The 18,924-nt window shown below is 43.8% G+C and carries 14 protein-coding genes and 1 pseudogene; 5 read left to right on the top strand and 10 right to left on the bottom strand.

Annotation, left to right across the window (positions count from 1 at the left end; all coding sequences use genetic code 11):
• Window positions 1–332 precede the first annotated feature (332 nt).
• Window positions 333–1,712, top strand: a complete 1,380-nt coding sequence (locus EKM82_RS09485; protein ID WP_125768516.1) for a DHA2 family efflux MFS transporter permease subunit — start codon at window positions 333–335, stop codon at window positions 1,710–1,712.
• Between the two features lie 220 nt (window positions 1,713–1,932).
• Here the strand turns inward: EKM82_RS09485 and EKM82_RS09480 are convergent, their stop codons facing one another.
• The 8 genes from EKM82_RS09480 to EKM82_RS09450 all read right to left on the bottom strand — a co-directional run bounded on the left by EKM82_RS09480 (window position 1,933) and on the right by EKM82_RS09450 (window position 12,967).
• The gene (locus tag EKM82_RS09480; RefSeq protein ID WP_164508217.1) at window positions 1,933–3,651 is read right to left on the bottom strand and encodes an LPXTG cell wall anchor domain-containing protein; all 1,719 of its coding nucleotides are present in this window, start codon (window positions 3,649–3,651) and stop codon (window positions 1,933–1,935) included.
• Window positions 3,652–4,012: 361 nt separating this feature from the next.
• Window positions 4,013–4,891: a proline iminopeptidase gene (gene pepI, locus EKM82_RS09475; RefSeq protein ID WP_125768510.1), complete on the bottom strand. Its 879-nt coding sequence runs from the start codon at window positions 4,889–4,891 to the stop codon at window positions 4,013–4,015.
• An 838-nt stretch (window positions 4,892–5,729) separates the two neighbouring features.
• Window positions 5,730–7,706, bottom strand: a complete 1,977-nt coding sequence (locus EKM82_RS09470) for an elongation factor G (protein ID WP_125768507.1) — start codon at window positions 7,704–7,706, stop codon at window positions 5,730–5,732.
• Window positions 7,707–7,895: 189 nt separating this feature from the next.
• A complete protein-coding gene (locus EKM82_RS09465; protein WP_125768505.1) occupies window positions 7,896–8,546 on the bottom strand; it encodes an MIP/aquaporin family protein in 651 nt (216 codons plus the stop codon).
• A gap of 225 nt (window positions 8,547–8,771) precedes the next feature.
• Complete coding sequence (locus tag EKM82_RS09460) at window positions 8,772–10,127, bottom strand: threonine/serine exporter family protein (RefSeq protein WP_125768502.1); 1,356 nt, start codon at window positions 10,125–10,127, stop codon at window positions 8,772–8,774.
• Window positions 10,128–10,224: 97 nt separating this feature from the next.
• On the bottom strand, window positions 10,225–10,461 hold the full coding sequence (locus EKM82_RS11595; RefSeq protein ID WP_164508216.1) for a hypothetical protein: 237 nt from the start codon (window positions 10,459–10,461) through the stop codon (window positions 10,225–10,227).
• 556 nt (window positions 10,462–11,017) lie between these two features.
• Complete coding sequence (locus EKM82_RS09455; RefSeq protein WP_125768499.1) at window positions 11,018–12,202, bottom strand: multidrug effflux MFS transporter; 1,185 nt, start codon at window positions 12,200–12,202, stop codon at window positions 11,018–11,020.
• Between the two features lie 186 nt (window positions 12,203–12,388).
• Entirely contained in the window at window positions 12,389–12,967 is a 579-nt protein-coding gene (locus tag EKM82_RS09450) for a TetR/AcrR family transcriptional regulator (RefSeq protein WP_125768496.1), read from the bottom strand.
• A gap of 125 nt (window positions 12,968–13,092) precedes the next feature.
• Here EKM82_RS09450 and EKM82_RS09445 point away from each other — a divergent pair, with 125 nt between their 5' ends.
• The gene (locus EKM82_RS09445; RefSeq protein ID WP_125768493.1) at window positions 13,093–14,007 is read left to right on the top strand and encodes an SDR family oxidoreductase; all 915 of its coding nucleotides are present in this window, start codon (window positions 13,093–13,095) and stop codon (window positions 14,005–14,007) included.
• 140 nt (window positions 14,008–14,147) lie between these two features.
• Here EKM82_RS09445 and EKM82_RS09440 read toward each other — a convergent pair whose 3' ends face one another.
• The gene (locus EKM82_RS09440) at window positions 14,148–15,161 is read right to left on the bottom strand and encodes an NAD-dependent epimerase/dehydratase family protein (protein ID WP_125768490.1); all 1,014 of its coding nucleotides are present in this window, start codon (window positions 15,159–15,161) and stop codon (window positions 14,148–14,150) included.
• A gap of 98 nt (window positions 15,162–15,259) precedes the next feature.
• On the opposite strand from EKM82_RS09440, the gene EKM82_RS09435 reads away from it, so the two are divergent.
• Window positions 15,260–15,901, top strand: coding sequence for a TetR/AcrR family transcriptional regulator (locus EKM82_RS09435; RefSeq protein ID WP_125768487.1), 642 nt, complete (start codon window positions 15,260–15,262; stop codon window positions 15,899–15,901).
• Here EKM82_RS09435 and EKM82_RS09430 read toward each other — a convergent pair.
• Window positions 15,898–16,479: a uracil-DNA glycosylase family protein gene (locus tag EKM82_RS09430; protein WP_125768484.1), complete on the bottom strand. Its 582-nt coding sequence runs from the start codon at window positions 16,477–16,479 to the stop codon at window positions 15,898–15,900. The two genes, EKM82_RS09435 and EKM82_RS09430, sit on opposite strands and share 4 nt — an antisense overlap.
• A gap of 163 nt (window positions 16,480–16,642) precedes the next feature.
• Here EKM82_RS09430 and EKM82_RS09425 point away from each other — a divergent pair, with 163 nt between their 5' ends.
• Window positions 16,643–17,977, top strand: coding sequence for a dihydrolipoyl dehydrogenase family protein (locus EKM82_RS09425; RefSeq protein ID WP_125768481.1), 1,335 nt, complete (start codon window positions 16,643–16,645; stop codon window positions 17,975–17,977).
• Between the two features lie 140 nt (window positions 17,978–18,117).
• Window positions 18,118–18,870, top strand: a pseudogene (locus EKM82_RS09420) (TerC family protein); the annotation flags it as partial.
• Window positions 18,871–18,924: the final 54 nt, after the last annotated feature.

Here is an 18,924-nt window from a genome sequence, read left to right as displayed (position 1 = left end):
GACGGAATGGAGGGCGTGGTTGTCAGCCGCCAAATTTGTCTTATTGCTTTAGCAATTAGACAAAGGCTCGTATTTGAGATTGTTGCGCAGCAATAAGCTCAAATCGATGCCGGCAGCGTTCCACAACCAGCAAGCCCGCAATGGAGTCAGAACCAATTCTGTTTCATCGTCTTCACCAGCTTTTAATGGTTTTGAACTTGAATACAGTTCATATCGCTCGTATTCAGCACAAGCGCTCACGTCTTTCCCACCAGTTAACGATTTGACAAAAATAGTCACAATGCTAATCTGGAATAGTTACTTTTAATAACTAAACGAATGAGGCGACGGCAATGACTGATAAAAGAATTTCACGATCATTAATGGTGATGGTATTTGGTACCTTCTTTGGTATTCTCTGTTCGACCTTGATGAACACTGGCCTGCCACAGTTAATGCGTGTTTTTCAAGTCAGCGAAACCCAAGTCCAATGGGTCACTAATGGCTACATGTTAGTCAACGCCTTAATGATTCCAGTAAGTTCTTATTTAATTAAACGCTTCTCTTTCCGACAACTTTATTTATTTTTTACAACGATTTTCCTAATTGGTACGGTTCTGGGGGCAGTTTGTAATCAATTTGTGATGGTGATCATTGCTCGAATGATTCAAGCCGTTGGTTCTGGTATGATGATGCCTTTAGTCAATGTTTTGGCCATTCGTTATGCTGAACCGGAGCGCAAAGGGGCCATCATGGGCATTATTGGTCTGGCGTTTAACTTCTCACCAATTATTGGGCCGACCGTTTCCGGCGTGATTCTCGATTATTTATCTTGGCGCTACTTATTTATTATCATTATTCCTTTCATCATCATTACTTTAGTCGCTTCAATCATTATTCTGCCCAATATTCAGCAAAATGAAGCAACGCCATTCGATTTGCCGGGCCTGATCACCATTAGTTTCGGCTTGTGGTTCTTGTTGATGGGCTTATCCAATATTTCCGTTAATGCGTTCTTCAGTTGGCAAGTTGGTGGTTTTATTTTGGCTGGGCTATTTTTAACCGTGATTTTCTGTCGTAATCAAATTCGAGCTGCCCATCCACTGATCAACTTTCAAGTTTTCCAACACCGGCAATTCGTGATTGCCACGGCGATCAATACTTTAATTGTAGCAACAATGTACGGCAACACGATTTTGCTGCCGCTGTTGGTTCAAACAATTCAACATCGCAGTGCCCTCGTTTCTGGCTTGGTTATTCTGCCTGGTGCTTTAGTGACTGGTACCTTGTCGCGCTTAAGTGGTCGTCTGTACGATCGGATTCCGGTTAAGCGGCTAGTTTATACAGGGCTGATCATCGATTGTCTCGGCACGATTTGTCAGGCAATCATCGGTACTAAAAGTTCGCCGGTTGTTTTGGCGACTTTTCAGGCTGTGCGCCAACTGGGTTTGGTTACAATGCTGATTCCTTTGCAAACTCATGCCCTGGGACCGCTGCCTTATGAAATTGTTCCTGATGGCGTGGCCACTTTTAATACGATTCGCCAAATTGCCGCTTCTTTTGGGACCGCGATGATTATTGCCGTGGTCGCAATTGTTAATCAACAAACTCACGGCAACGGCCACTTAGGCATTGAAGCTGGTTTTCTAGTTTGCCTCTCGCTGCTGCTAATCGCCCTCGTAATCGCTGCCCAACTAGCGCAACAACCGCGTAAAACTGTTTCTGCTGCATAGTTTTCCTCAACTGCTACTTTTAAAATAATTCATCAGGGTAATAACGTAAAATACCGAACAATTCATTAAGAATTGTTCGGTATTTTGTCATTAGCAGTGTCAGTTAGCTTTGAAAACCTATTTAACCATCAACAATATTTAACATCGTTACAGTAAAAAGTGATAATCACAACTTCAATATCTAGCTAATAATTAGCCTTCAGAAAACATGTTGCAAAATTTATTTCGACATTTTCCGGCGTTTCCAGCTGAGCAATCCTAAAAGGACGAACCCGATAAAGGCAGGCCAAACAGATGTCTGCTCACCGGCCTGTGGCAAAGTTTCTTTATGCTGCTTTGAAGATCTTGTTGCTGTTTTTTTCGTTATTTTTGTTATCGGTTTTAGTTGGTCCATCTTCGTTACTGGGGTCGGTAATTGACTATTTGATTGACTACTCGATTGACTGCTCGACTGACTGCTTGACTGACTACTTGATTGATCCGAACCCGATGGCTGTTGACTAGGATCAGTTTTAGGCTTGGGTTGAACCGTGACAGTAGCCGTATTGGTGATCACGTAAGGTTGGTCGGCTTGGTAAGAAGTCGGTGCGACCTGATAAGCATACGTTACCGAGAAACTGCCAGCTTTAACGGCAACATTATTTTTCAAAATATGATTGGGGTCATTAACAGTCGTTGTCACCTGATTAACCGTCAGTGGTTGATCAGCATCATCAAGACCCGTGACAAAATTATTAGCGGCAGTCCAATCACTGCCCACCTGCAGCGTGCTATCTTTAACTGTTAAAACATGGCGCAAGGTAATATACACATACGGTGCAAATTGATTGATTGCCGCACTGTAGCCGTCCAGAATATTGGTGACATCCGGATTCTGACTACCATCAGATAGATAATCATAATGAGTTTGTGGCGTATGATCGGCGTTCAATAAGACCGAATAGCCATGGCTTGCAACAGTTTCGGCAATTTTAGTCTGCGTTAAATTAATGACAATCTTCCCGCCAGAATAAAGTTGCGCATTACCAGGATCAGCCGTGCTGAAAAAGTTATGATAGGAAACTTCACGACCAGCATTCGGTAGCAACGCTTGAATATCGGCTGGTACCGCTTGGTATTTCTCACCTAATTTCTGAGCAGTAACAGCTAAATATTGACCAGAAACCACGCCTAACGACTTCGCAAATCTAAATGGAAATGTTTTTGCTGAGCCCGTATTTTTGGCAAAATTAAATCCAGAATAGCCTAGGAAAGCCACGCCAGTAATTTTATTAATATCAGTCTGTTCGGCGGTTAAAGGAATCGAAATTGTATAACTTGAATTTGCTGGGATACTGCCTGTAACACCGAAAGTGCCTAAATCTGACCATTTAAAGTCGGGATGATCACGCATTAGCGACGCATAATCCTGCATAGGGCCATTATTCGGTGAGTAAGTCACCGTCATACTACTAGCGAGCTGATCCGTAAAGGTGGCCGTTGACAGATTAGCCGCTGCCCGAACTTTGGTCGTGGCTGTGGTGCCTTCATAGATTTTGGGCAATGAGAAAAAAACATAGGGTACCTGAGCTTGGTCACTGGTATTCGTGATTGTAAAATGAGCGGTTAGATTAGTGGCGGTCGTATCAATAAGCGCACCACCATTGTTATAATCAGTGCTTTGCGAGGTCGCCAAGCCTTGGCCATTTGTCGCCGTTAAATAAGCTTGATAGCTAATGGGCGTATCAGCAGCTACTGGCGTACCACTAGGATTACCAACAATAGCAGCACCAACCGCATTCGCCGGTTCCGAATCAGCAGCAGCCTGAACGACGGTTGTTGTTAAACTAAGCAGTAGCCATAAACCACCTAAAATGGTCACCCCGATAAATATTAATTGTCTATTCATTTTCATTTGTTGCTGCAACTTATTGGCCTCCCGTGGAAATTCATCAATCACTTATAGTCTTCTGAAAATCATCTAGTAATCACTGTAAATACTAATTGTACTGATTAACATTTAATGATTACTAACTTTAGTTTAGCAGTTGTAGTTTTAAAGTAAATTATTACTTACTATTTAGGAAGTTGCTTATAGACTAAAATAATATTCCGCTGTTAATTATCCATCGTTGCCAAAATCGTCGACCCTGCCGTTGCAACTGTAATCACAGTCCCATTATTAGCGAACTCTAAACGAAAGAAGCTTTACGCCTCTTAACGCCAAAAAATACCGCACAATTCTTGCGAATTGTGCGGTATTTTGTCTTACTTAATATTCAGTTTTAACGACTACACAGCAACCAGCACAGCAGGCCGGTTTAATCGTTTGCTGCTAGCCAGTGGTCAAGCACGCTAATAAATTCATCATGTTGGTCAAGCAAAGCCAAGTGACGACTGTTGGCGAACAAATGCCATTTGGCACCGGGAATATGGTCATAAACCGATTTAGCAATCAATGGCGTGCACAAATCGTCAGTCCCGTTAGTTACTAGAACAGGTACTTTAATTTTGTGCAACTGATCAGTTACTTCGAAATCGCTGATCGTGCCATTTTCAGTAAATTCATTGGGACCTTCAGCAATTAAACTAGCGCGTTTACCATTGGTTGGCCGCCGTAAAGGCTCAGGCGAATTTTCGTCAGGATCATCCCAACAATAACGTTCCATATAACGGTCATTGGCCGCCAAATATTTGGGACCAGTAAAGTCACCGGTCCGTTCTGCTTCAGCAATTGCTTGCCGATCTTCGTAACTCAAATACGAAATTAACCGATGCTGTTCCTTCGTCCAAAGTTTAATTGACGCTGGTGAGCCATCGATCATCACGCTCTTAATGCCTTGCGGATCATAGCTCGTTAAATAAAACATCTCGAGCATGCCGCCCCAAGATTGACCCAACATATGGAGCTGGTCCAAATGTAAATATTGCCGCAACGCAATCAATTCTTCAGCCCAAGTTTCTTTGACATAAACAGCGGGATCTTCCGGCAAAGAAGACTTGCCACAACCGACCTGATCGTACATGATCAACTGTCGGCCAGTTTTGGCATAATCATCCATTAATTCAAAATAATTGTGCGACGAACCCGGGCCGCCATGGATAAGCAACAGTGGTGCTTTGTCAGCGCTGGGTTCACCGACAATGCGATAATACGTTTTAAAGCCATGAAAAGGCATGTAACCTTCTTCAATCTTCATAACAACGGCACTTCCTCAGAAATTCTTTATTTAAGTTCGATTGTACTCCTGAATACCGGCTAGCACAAAACTGCTGAGACTAGTGGAACAGATTAACAGTCCAAGTTCAAAACCGTCACCCCTAGGAAAAGTGTTGAAACAGAATTGGTTCTGACTCCATTGTGGGCTTGCTGGTTGTGGAACGCGGCCGGCATCGATTTGAACCAATTGAAGGCTAAAATTCAAAACCGGTAAAACCTGATGATGGCGTTGAGACAGAATTGAGTCTGACTGCATTCCGGGCTGCTTGTCGTGGAACGCGGCCGGCGTTGATTTGAGCTTATTGCTGCGCAACAATCTCAAATGCAAGCCTTATCGTAAGTGCTAAAGCACTAACGATAATTTGGCGGCTGACGACAAGATCCCTCCATTCCGTCTGGAGTTGATCTGGTGCACTTTATCTTTATTAGTGTTTAAGGCAGTGATAGCAGGATTCAGTGACTCAATTTAATCAGTAATAGTAGTTGAACAGTAATCAAAAAACGGTGTGACAACCTCCTTCTGATTAGAGATTGTCACACCGCTTTTGTCTTACCACAATCTGGTCCGGCTAAATAGTGGTAATCAGTTTTGTTAGTTTAATCAGGTGGTGGCGGCGCAATTGGCGTCAGCCATGAAATTATTCTTGCCGCTTTAGCGGTTAGAATAAGGCTTGTATCTGAGATTGTTGCGTAGCAATAAGCTCAGATCAATGCCCATGGCGTTCCACGCCCCTCAAATTGCGCCGCCACCACCTCACCCAATTGGGTAAGTCTTGACACCCATATAATCGCTGGGCCGGCCGTAACGGAGTTGTCCGTTATTCCACTTCGGCCGTCAGCTTTTTCAACGCCGCGGCTGAGTAAACGTAAGGTAAATGCGCGGCAGCTGGCACTTGATCCCAGGCAACTGGGTAGCCGGCACCATGCGCGCAGAAAACCGAATCCGGTGTGTTTTCCAAATCAGCCACTGGCGCATAATTTCGAGCAGCGATAACGGCGGCCGCATCTTGGCACGGCCGATAACCCGCGACAACACAATCTAATTGCCCTTGACCGTGAGTATAAGCGTGGACGGTCTGGGCATAATCGCGCATTTCAGCCACTGGCGCTTGACCAGTTAAAACAGTTTGACCAGTTTCACTTTGGTTAACTGTGGGCTGGTCGAACGTACCGTGCATCCGTTGTAAGTCATTCATGGCGCGGCCAACTTGATCAGCACCCACAGTCAGGCGAAATTGATACCAAGGTTCCAGCAACTGACAAGCCTGCTGCTGTTTAAGCATCATTAAACCTTGACGAACTGCCCGCCAAGTCGCTTCCCGGAAATCGCCGCCCACTGAATGCACATTGCTGGCGCGGCCGGCCACTAGTGTGAGCTTAACATCAGTTAATGGTGCCCCAATTAAAACGCCTAAATGTTCCTTAGCCGCTAAATTGGCGGTAACCTGATGTTGCCAATTGCGTCCTAAAACATCCAGGCTACAATCCGTAGCAAAAGTCAGGCCACTACCTCGTGGTGCTGGCGTCATCAACAAGTGGACCTCGGCGTAATGCCGCAAGGGTTCAAAATGACCGACACCTTCAACTGCTTGAGTGATGGTTTCTTTATAAAGAATTTGACCTTCATCAAAACTAACTGGCAAACCGTAACGCTCACTGAGCAACTGTTGTAAAACTTCCAATTGCACGGCACCCATCACTTGAATGCGAATCTCCTGCAACTGCTTCGACCAAGTCACGTGCAGTTGAGGATCTTCATCAGCTAATTGTTGTAACGCAACTAAACAAGCATGCAAATCCTGACCTTGAGGATTTAAGGCATAATTTAAAACCGGTTGTAATAATGGCGCTGGTAAATTTGCTAAATCACCTAAGCCCTGCCCGGGAAAAGTTGCCGTCAAGCCGGTCAAGGCACCAACAGCGCCCACTGGCAATGTTTGGGCCAAGGTAAATTTAGCACCATCATACTGGCGAATTTGGTTGACCTTCTGTTCGGGCAATAAACTCGCTTTGTTGGCTAAGGTGCCACCGGTGATCCGCACCCAAGTCAGGCGTTCGCCACGATCATCGTGAGAAATTTTAAACACGCGGGCGCCGAATTCTGGTGTTGAACTAGTCATTGCCGTTGTCCAGCGAGCTAAGCCGGCTAACAACGAATTGACCCCAGTTAATTTCAAGGCCGAGCCAAAATAACACGGGAAAATCTGCCGCTGGTGAATCATTGCTTGAATCGTCGCAGGCGCCAATTCACCACTAGCGAAATATTGTTCCAGCACCGTTTCATCTTGTAGCGCCACAGCTTCCTGAAAATCTGCTGACTGATCATCGGCAAACGACAAACAACCTTCTGAAAAAGTCGTTTGTAATGCCGTCAAAATTCGATTTTGATCAGCTGCTGGTGCATCCATTTTGTTAACGAAAATAAACGTCGGCACTTGATAATGTGCCAATAAACGCCACAAAGTTCGCGTGTAGCCCTGAATGCCATCAGCCGCCGACACAACCAAGATGGCATAATCCAGCGCACTTAAAACTTGTTCCGTTTGACTGGCGAAATCCACATGCCCCGGCGTATCTAGTAACGTCAACTGTAAATCCTGATATTGTAATTGGGCTTGATGGGCGAAAATCGTAATGCCTCGTTGTTTTTCTAATTTATCTGTGTCCAAGAACGCGTCGCCATTATCGACCCGCCCCAACTGGCGCAACTTACCAGTTTGGTAGAGCAACGCTTCTGACAAGGTGGTTTTCCCAGCATCAACGTGTGCGACAATGCCAGCAACAATTTGTTTCATACAATTGCCTCCTGTGATTCCCTGACTTTAATTTTAGCAGAATCAGGACGCAACTGACGCTTTTGTCCCCAAAAGACTGCCAACAAAAAAATCCCGAACCCAATTCAGCGCGAATTAGGCGGGATTTTTCACTAAAATTCATTGACTAAGCCCGGCTGTTAGCTGGCCTAATGCAAAATTAATTCGTTATTACTTTTCGCTACCCATGTAACGACCGACAAAGGCAGCCAAAACAGCACCAACTTCAGGCGCCACAATGTATAACCACAAGTGTGACAAGGCGCTACCACCAGCAAATAAAGCTGGGCCGAATGAACGAGCTGGGTTCAATGAAGCCCCAGTTAAATTCAAAGCAACAATCACCAAGAGGCTTAAAGTGACCCCAATAGTCAAGCCAGCAAAGGCATCGTTGCCATGATCCTTGCTCGTGACGTTTAAAATAACGATCAGGAACAAGAAGGTGGCGATTACTTCGACAAGAAAGGCCAAGCCCATGGAAATTTTTGGAAAATCAGTTTGACCTAATTGATTTGTTGGTAAGCCAAGGCCACCAACAAAGAGCTTCATAATTGCGGCGGCAACAGTTGCACCAACCAGCTGTGAAACAATGTACCAAGCAGCATCTTTACCCTTGATCCGGCCGTTGACCAACATTGCAGTTGTCACAGCTGGATTGAAATGGCCACCAGAAATACCACCAAAGGCATAAGCCGAAATGGTAATTGCTAACCCAAAGGCCAAGCCAATCGTTAAGACGTTACCTTTAGCTAAGGTAACTGCCCCAGTGCCTAAGAAAACCAACATAAATGTGCCGAAAAATTCAGCCAAATATTTTCGCATCATAATTCCTCCAAATTCAAGTCTTCATAAATAAATTCATTATAATCCAATTAAGGACTAAGTTAAAATAAGCATAGCAAACTTGACCGAATTTTGCCGTGAAAATGCTTACTAATTTCTAAACAAAGACTGATTCAATTCGGAGCTAGCATCGTGCCATTAGTGTCATTAAAAAAAGCGCTGAAATCAAATTGCATTTCAGCGTTTTTTATAGTCGTCATATCATTAGTCGAAATGACGCCAATCTTTATCCATCAAGGCTCGAGCAATAAATAGTCCTAACGGCAAAAACATAATAATTAAAATAGCTTTCGTTAGCCATAGTGACCCGGTGCCGATTTGATTAATGCCAATATTATACATCGCCCGATAAATATAAAGTCCGGGCACCATAATCACGATTGCCGGCACGGTCAGAGAAATCCGCGGATAGCCATTGTAATGGTTGACTGCCGAAGCAATCAGCCCAGCAACTAAGGCCCCAAGAAAGGCAGCCGCAGCTGGTGGCATTGCCGTGAGTTCAACAAGTTCCAACCGCAAAGTGTTGGCCACTGCGCCAATGCAACCAGCAATCAGCGCCATTTTCTGGGAGCTATTAAACATGATTGAGAACCCATATACCCCGCAAAAACTAGCTGGTAACCGCAATAACATTAAAACCAACGGCGATAAACCCAGTGGAATAAAATTAGCGGGTCGAAAATTAAAAATCAGCGCCACTAGCCAGCCTACTAAAGTCGCAATCAAGGTCACCATAATCGCATAGGCCAGCCGTTCTAATCCCGAACGCATATCCAACTTAGTAATATCCAGCATGCTCGTAATAAATGGAAAGCCAGGAATCACGAACAGCATCGCGCCGATATAGCCGGCTTCATGCTGCGCCAGAATTTGAAAATAAAATTCAAACACCTTGAAACTTAGCATATACGTTAAACCAGCCACGGCCACACTGACCGCGATACTTGCTACCGTGGTAATTGAGTGTTGGCCCATTTTAGCGCGCGTATAATTACCAAGGCCCGCGCCGAGAAATGAACAAATCATCTCGGGAATGCCTCCGCCGAGCAAGAAAATAAATCCACTACAAGCTAACGCTGCTGCTAAACCTAAAATCAATGGTGAGTATTGCTTGGGCCGGCGTTGGATTTCATCAATAGCCTCATGAATTTCGGTAATCGTCCGCCCAGATAATTCAGCATCAAAAGTTTTGACTAATTCTTCAAGGATATTTAATTTATCAGTATTGACCCCAGTGTTGGGTAACGATAACACTTGTGAGTAACTATGTTCATCGCTAAAGCAAGTAAATTGCAATGAAATCAGGCCAATATCGGCAGAACAAGTTAAGTTCAGACTGCGAGCGACGGTATTCATGGCCTCGCGTACCCGCCAAGCCCCGGTCCCACAAGAAAGCATAATGATCCCGATCCGGCCAACAATTGACGCCCGTTCTGGCAAACTGGCTTTTTTAGCAGGAATATTTTTACTGGAAACGAAATTCTTCCAGGGAATGGACATGTGATGATGTTGCGAAAGATGATATTCTTTGGGCAAATCAGGTTGCTGATCTTCGTTCATGATTTCCTCCGGTTAATTGACTGAAACGTCACAATTACTCCATTATAAGAGCAGACCAGCGCCTTTTTCAATGGTTCATATTAGGGTAAGCGGATACTTAGATTATTTTTTTAATTACCTTGAGAATATATCGCCCAACTAGGATCAAAAATCTTAAAAGCCCGATATAGTTGTTAAACGGAATTGTGTCTGACTGCATTTCGGGCTTGCTGGTTGCGGAACGCGGCCGGCATCGATTGAAGCTAATTACAAACCAAATTATCTTCAATTCGAGCCTTATTCTAAGTGCTAAAGCACCAAGAATAATTTGGCGGCTGGCAACCACGCCCTCCATTCCGTCTGGAGTTGATATAGACCACTTCAGTTTTGTTAGTACTTGAGGCAATTCTAGTGGGATTAATCAACTTGATTTAAATTCTTGTCAAACTAAATCGTAATACCAAAAAAGTCTGTCTGACAGTTTCCGGTTTAATTCCAGAAAGCTCGTCAAACAGGCTCATTAGTTTACTTTAATTTGCTTATCTAATTAGTGATGCTTGGTTCTGTTAGTTTCATCAGATACTTGCTGAGCGATTGGCAACTAGTTCCACTAGTATTGTCTTGATATCAACCAAATCTACAGTGGACCAGACTAGTTCAAAACGCAGTGGAGGCCGCCGGAGTGTCAGCCGCCAAATTATCCTTGGCGCTTTAGCGCTTAGGATAAGGGTTGTATTTGAGATTGTTGCGTTAGCAATAAGCTCAAATCAATCCCGGCAGCGTTCCACACTCCGCCGGCCGCAACGGAGTTGTGCTCTCTTCTGCCCAAAACTAATTCAGTTTCAAAGCGACGGCCACAGCGTTCCACGCCAAGCAGCCCGGAACAGAGTCAGGCGCCGTTTTGCCCGAAACTAGTTTTTCCGACTCACTAACACATGACCAATCAACTGACCAAACAACATCGCGACGACCAATAGCACTACATAATGTGGCAATGCCGCGACAGTGCCGTCGTGCATGGCGCTCATTAAGAAGGTCAGGGCACTGATCACCAAATAATACACAAAACTCAGCAAACCACTGGCTGTGCCAATGACATCTTCAAAGCCAACCAACGCCTGATTCAGGGCAATTGGCAAAGTGATGTTAAGCCCACAAAAGACGATAAAAATCGCGATCAATAAAGGAACAACCAAATTAGCAACTAAAGCCATCATGCTTGCACCAATTAACGCCAGTAATAAGCCGCTACCGGCAACTTTACTAGGCGCTAATTTACCAGCAAGATGATTGGCGATAGTTGCGCCAACAATACTAGCAGCCGCCACGACCATCCCCAGCCAGCCATATTGAACCGCCGACATGCCGAAATGGTCGATAAAAATAAATGGGGCCTCAGCGTAATAACTGAATAACACGCCATTAATGCCACTAATAATTAAACAATAAACCCACACTTGTGGACTTGTCAGCATTCGTTGCGCAACTTTGGTCCAAGCTATCGTCGGCTGCTGTTGTAGTTGTTCACTGCGCGTTTCTGGTAATCGCCAACCAACTGCCAGCAACAACAATACCGCCATCATGATCAAGGCCGCGAAAACACTGCGGTAATTGCCGAAGTAGGTTTGTAACGCACCACCGATCAACGGTCCTAACGCCGGCGATAGCGCCATGGCGGCACTGACTTGGGCGAAGACTTTTTCACCACGCACACCGCTGAAAGACTCCCGCATAATCGTCTGGGTCACCACTGAACCGGCAGCGGCGCCGAAAGCCTGTAGCAAACGTGCCGCCATTAATAACGAAAATTGATTGACTAGCAATAAGCCAAGATTACCTAATAAATAAACAAAAATCCCCCAGCTCATCGCCGGCCGTCGACCAATTCGATCCGACAAACGGCCCCAAAATAGAACGCCACAGGCAAAACCAATGAAATAACTACTCATGGTTAATTGACTGGTTTGGGCACTAATTTTGAAAGCCTGACTTAAAGCTGGTAACACTGGGGTAAAAATTGACTCACTAATTTGGGGAAAGCCCACCAAAGCAATAATTAAGCCAATTGTTGGTACTTTTTTCTGGACGTTTTTCACAATATTTCTCCTTAAATTTTACTCTGCGGAAAAACGTCCTAACCGACTTACAGTGACACAAGCAATGAACCAAACATAATTATTCACTGCAAATCAACTCCTCTACTTGAATTTGTGACAATTTAGCCATTCTACTAGCTGACCACCCTAATTGCAACCGGCAATTGGCAAACCGGTTATGCCGAATTATTTCTTCATGCCATCCCAAATCAATTGATAAATATCGGCAAAGCTATAAGCTGACGCCAAATAACGACCAGCATTTAAATTACTTGTATGGGTATGAATGATTGAGAAAACTAAACTCATATGCAGACTTACTGGCAAATTTTTGATTACACCTGCTTGGATGGCACTGGTCAAAAGTTGCACCACCACATTATTGGGATCATTAACGCCTGGTAACAATTCTAAATCTTGACCTTTTAAAGATTTAATCTGCTGTAGTAATGTCAAACTATCGGGATGAGCCAAAGAATAATCATAAACTTGTTGGATATAATATTGAATCCGCTTTGGTATCGGAATCGTTTGATCAGTCAATAATTGCAAATTCGTGGTACCCATAATTTGCGCAATCTCACGCTGATAAACACTGTCAATCAATTCCTGTTTATTTTTAAAGTACAAATAAACATTGGACTGGGCAATTCCTACTTGCTTAGCAACCTTGGTAGTGGAAACGGCCGCTGGTCCAGACGTCAGAATAATTGCGGCCACGGCATCTTGAATTTTAGTTTGTTTACTCATGTCTTTTTTCTTCATAGCTCATATTATAAAAGATAATTTTATCCGTTTCAATCTTGACAAAGATAAATCTATCTTTTATGATAGTAACCGTTAAAAGATAAACTTATCTTTTTTAACCCCAGAAGGAAGCTGTGATATTTATGAAAATTACTTTATTAGGTTCCTTAGGTCACATTAATCGTTTAGTCATTCCTGAATTAGTACAAGCTGGTGCTGAGGTCACGGTGATTACAACTAATGCCCAACGAGCGGCCGCCATTCAAGCAATGGGGGCTCAAGCGGCAATTGGTGATATGCAAGATGAACAATTTCTCGCCGCAACTTTTGCAGGTCAAGATGTGGTTTACTTAATGCTCGCTGGCCATCCCGGCAACGATCCTTACACCAGTGCCGTGGCTCAGGCCAACATTTGGGTTCGCGCTTTACGCACCACCCAGGTAAAAAATGTGGTCGATTTAAGTAGTATTGGCGCCGACGCTGGCGAAATTGCTGGTTCTTTACACGCCTATCATTTAATTGAACACGAATTACGACAACTACCTGATGTTAATTTGGCTTTTGTTCGACCGACGGGATTCTATGCAAATTTACTAGCTAATTTACCGACAATTAAACAGAATCAGGTCATCTATTCAAATCAGCCCGCTACTTTACCGCAAAAATACGTGGCACCAAGCGATATTGCTGCTATTATCGTGCCGCTGTTGTTGCAAACACCAACAGGCATTACGGTTAAATATGCTTTTAGCGATACCTTCACCGGCGAACAATTCATCACCAAATTGCAGGCGGCTCTAAAAATGCCGCACCTAAAATGGATTCAAATTAGTGATGCCCAATATTTACAAAACCTAACCAACCACGGCGTCCCTCAGGAAATCGCCACTTCCTTAGTCCAGACTAGTCGTTATCAGCGCCAACCTGAACAGCTTTATGCCGATTTAACTGCTCGAGAAACTGTTGCTGGCAAAGTGAAATTAGCTGATTTCATTCAAGAATATGTGGCCGCTATTCATGGTCACGGCGAACAGCAAGCCCATACTATCGCCGATTAATAATCGCTACTTTAAATCAACTAAAAAAAGAGAGCTAACCGCCAAAGCGTGTCCGATAACCACTAGCCAAGAAAGCTAATGGTTATGACGCGCCTTACCAAGGTCGACTCTCTTTTTATTATTGTTAATGTTAAGCCCTATTATTTCGAATTTGTGACTAAGCCTAATTCAATCAACTTATTAGCCGCCGCTAAAACCGTCTCCTCTGGTTGATGTTGCGTCCAACCTAAATCATTTTCTGCTGCCGCTGTTGTGTGGCGATACTGACGATCCAACATCGGTACCAATGAGCGCATATCAGGCTGAAATTTTGCGACAATTTTCATTGCCCAATTTGGTAGCAAACGAACTTTAATCTGTTGTTCTGGAAAATGCGTCTGGAAAAGACGTTCAACCTCCGCCATCGTCAAAGTCTGGGAAGCGGCCAAATAACGCTTGCCAATTGCCACTGGTTGCTCAAAAGCCAAGCGGTGCAAGTGAGCTAAGTCGCGAACATCGGAGATTTCCAACGGCACATGAGGAATGAATGGCATCCCCTTAACTAACTGCAAGATAATACCATTAGAACTAATAGCATGCGCGCTCAAAGCTGGGCCAAAAATGGCGCCGGGTAAAATTGTCGTTAGGTCCAGTTGATTTTCTCGGGCAAACTGCCAAGCGGCCTTTTCCGAAGCAACTTTAGAAATACGATAAGCATCCAGATCAGGATTATTAATATCCGTCCAGAATTGCTCATCTAAAACCGCAGTGCTCCCAGTTGCAGGTGTTGAGGCCGCTTGCGAACTGGTCATGACAACGCGCTTAACGCCGGCTAACTTAGCTGCACGCAAAACAGTTAGCGTCCCATTCTTAGCAACATTAACTAATTCTTCAACAGATTCAGTCCCGTGACCTAATGGTGAAGCCACATGAATCACGCCAGCAGCGCCCTTAATATTCTCAACCCAGTTCTGATCACTGGTTAAATCAGCCTCGAAAAAACTGAGATTGGCCAACTCCGCAGCATTAACGGCCGAAGCAATTTCTTTCTTTAAGCGTTCACCCTTCTTTAGCGAACGAACACTGGTACTAACCTGATAACCAGCATTTAAAAATTCAACAATGACCCACCCAGCAACAAAGCCAGTTCCACCAGTAACCACAATTTTTTTCATTTTAAAATAACTTCTTTCAATTAATTTAGACAAATAATACTATCATTTGTCTAAAATGTCAAAGAAAATGTTATACTGTTTTTGGAGGTTATTTATTTATGAAATCAAAAGATCAATTAATTATTAAGTTCAACCACATTATCTTAATTCAAGGCTTTACCGACTTTTCCATGGTCGAACTAGCTAAAAAAGCTGGTATCAGCCGGGCTAAACTTTATTTGGATTTTAAGAATAAAACCGAAATTGTGACTGCTGTGGTGCAACGGCATTTACTTTTTATTGAAAAGAATCCCGTTCCTAATCTTGCTACCTCAGACAATTTACTAGTAACTATTCTAAACTCACTATTATTAATGGGCGCTACTACTGAACGCTTCGAGCAGGAATTAAAGCTTAAATATCCGCAACTTTATCGTCAGTACACCCAAGCTGATCAACAATACTTCGCCGATCTAAGTGTGTACTACCAGCAAGCACAAAGTAAAAAGTTATTAAATTCGACGGTTTCCGCCGAGTATCTCTTGTTTCAAAATCGGCTTAATGTGCGCGGCATCCTAGCGGCCGTTCAGACTGGTCAGATCACGCTAGAACAAGGAGAAAGCTACTTACGCGCTGGAATTTCTTTACAATTACAAATAATGACTGTCGATTCCACTCAATTGGTTTCAGGTGATCTCAAGGAATTTGAACAACGCATTATTAACGAATATTATGACACTTATTCATTGATTACTCGCTAATGTAACGCTTGCTGCACGCGGGCCTGTAATTCTGGTACCACACTTTCTTGAAACCAAGGATTACGGTTCTGCCAGCCATAATTTAATGGTGAAGGATGGACAATCGGAAAGTAATCTGGTAAATAATCGGCATAATTTTGCACGGTTGCCGTTAAAGTTTTACGGCGCGTTTTACCTAAATAAGCCCGAATCGCATACTGCCCGACTAATATCGTCAACTGAACATTGGGCATCAAGGCTAATAACGGTTGATGCCATTTATCGGCGAAACCTTTGCGCGGCGGTAAATCACCACTTTTGCCCTTGCCCGGATAATAAAAATCTAGTGGCATCACCGCGATGCGATCACTGTGATAAAATTGCTCGCGCGTCACACCCAGCCACGACCGCAACCGATCACCACTAGCATCATTAAAATACGTGGCAGTTTGTTGAGCGATTCGTCCTGGCGCCTGACTAATAATTAAAATCGTGGCACTAGGTAAAATATGAATCAATGGTTCCCAACCCTGTTTAGTATAAGCCGCGTTTTCAGGATCTGCTTTGATGGCCGTAATAATTTCCGTTAAAGTTGTCATTAATTAAGCTCCTCAGTACTGAATTAGCATTGTGCAGTATCATTTTAACAATTCTCAATTGCCACCGACAGCCCCTACTAACATCCGCCCAATCAAATCAATTGCACCGCTTTCTAAAATAGTTTAGTTTTAGGATAACAAATACGCAATGGAGGGATTTTTGATGTCAGAAAAGTATGATTATGAAGTGCTCTACCTTGGTGCCGGTCATGGTACTTTCGATGGGGCAGCTCCGTTAGCCGCCACTGGAGTATCAGTGGCTGTCATTGAAAGTGGTCTGATTGGTGGTACTTGTCCCAATCGCGGCTGTAATGCTAAAATCGCCCTTGATGAGGCAGTTAAAGTAACTCGTGAATCCGAGCGCTTAAATAAAATTCTTGCCGGTCAACTGCAAATTAACTGGCCCGAAAATATTGCGCATAAACAAGAAATCATTCAGCCCTTACCGGCAGCATTAAGCAAACGTATGACTGATGCTGGTGTCACGATTATCAAAGGGCACGCCCAATTTAAGGATGCTCACACCGTAATTGTCAACGGCGATCAAGAAATTTCTGCTGAAAAAATCGTCATTGCTACTGGCTTAAAACCACATCGTCTGGACATTTCCGGAACTGAATTGGCCCATGATAGTACCGACTTCATGAATTTGGCGCAGTTGCCTAAGCACCTGACAATTGTTGGTTCTGGCTATATTAGCCTCGAATTTGCCACCATGGCTAACGCCGCTGGTGCTGAGGTAACGATTTTAATGCACGCTGACCAAGCGTTGCGGAAATTCCATCAACCTTTTGTTGAATTAATTTTAGCCGATTTAGAAAAACGCGGTGTTAAATTCATTCGCAATGCGCACGTCCAAAGTTTCACCAAAGTTGGCCAACAATACCAAGTCACTTACGGCCAAAACGAGCAGTTGCTGACTGATTGGATTCTCGATGCTACTGGGCGGATTCCTAATGTGGATCACCTCGGCCTCGAACAAGTTGGCGTTCATTACGACCAGCAAGGCATCGCCGTTAATGATCATTTACAAACTAATGTGCCATCGATCTACGCTGTTGGTGATGTGATTGCTAGTGATCAGCCCAAAGTCACGCCAAGTGCCACCTTCGAATCGAAATATCTGACCAAGTTATTCTCCGGCGCCACCACCGAACCAATTCAATTTCCTGTTATTCCCACGGTAGTCTTTACTTCGCCACGAATTGCTCAGGCCGGTGTCTCTGTTGCCGAAGCACAAGAAAAAGACTACCAAATTACTGAAAACAATTTGGCCGATTATTGGTACTACCAAGTTGACCGCGAACCCCTCGCCAGAAGCATTCAAATTCATGACCAGCAAGGCCATTTAGTCGGCGTCACCGAAATTAGTGACCAAGCTCCCGACGTGATCAACACTTTACTGCCAGCAATCGAATTTAAATTCGATCAGGACCAAATCGAACGGCTCGTGGGCCTCTTCCCAACAATTGGTTACGCTGCTTGGCACCGCGCATAATAGTAACTGAATTGAAAAGGCCACGAATCAGCAACCGAGCGAATTAAACACCATAAAAAATCTCAAATTTTCAATCATGTTTCAGACTAATATCGGCTATAATGAAACTAGTATGAAAGAAGGTTTCTAAAGTCGAAACATTAGTTAAATTATATGGACCGTTTTTCAGTGGGGCCGATTGGCATGCAGCGTTATTCACTGGTGCCGGATTAGTAACGGTTGCTACTCTAGCAATTATGGAATGTTTGTTATCAGTTGATAACGCCGTGGTTTTAGCTGCGCAAACAGCTACCTTGAAAGATCCCAAGAAAGAAAAAGACGCCTTAATGTGGGGCCTAGTTGGTTCTTACATTTTCCGTTTCATTGCGATCGGTTTAGGTAGTTTCCTGATTAAATTCTGGTTGGTCAAAGCGATTGGTGCCGCCTATTTGCTGTATATGTCGCTGCATTTCTTTTACGAACAGCATCGACCTAAGGCGACTAACGAAACTGCTGAAAATACCAAACCGCGCTCTTTTTGGGGCACAGTGGCGGCAATCGTTTTATTAGACATGGTTTTCTCAATTGATTCGATTTTAACCGCCTTAGCAATTGATGATAATCCCGTCATCGTGTTATTGGGTGGCCTGATTGGCATTTTAGCAATGCGCTTTGTCGCCCAAATGATGATCGTCTTAATTGCCAAAATCCCGGAATTGCTCTACATGGCCTATGTCTTGATTGCCTTTATCGCGATTAAATTAGGTCTCAGTGTGCCAGCGATTGGTTTTGAAATATCCAATACCTTTTTCAGCATTTTTGTGTTAGTTGCGTTCGGCGCAACATTTGGTTTACATTATTGGCGGAAACATCAAGAAAAAGTGACTCGCACTAAGCGAAACACTTCCAATTAAGCAATAAAAAAACAACTTCATTTGTCTGACTGTTGCCGATTCAATCACGCAACA

Source organism: Lapidilactobacillus wuchangensis (assembly GCF_003946645.1).
GTDB lineage: Bacteria > Bacillota > Bacilli > Lactobacillales > Lactobacillaceae > Lapidilactobacillus > Lapidilactobacillus wuchangensis.
This window is presented reverse-complemented; position numbering and strand designations above follow the sequence as displayed.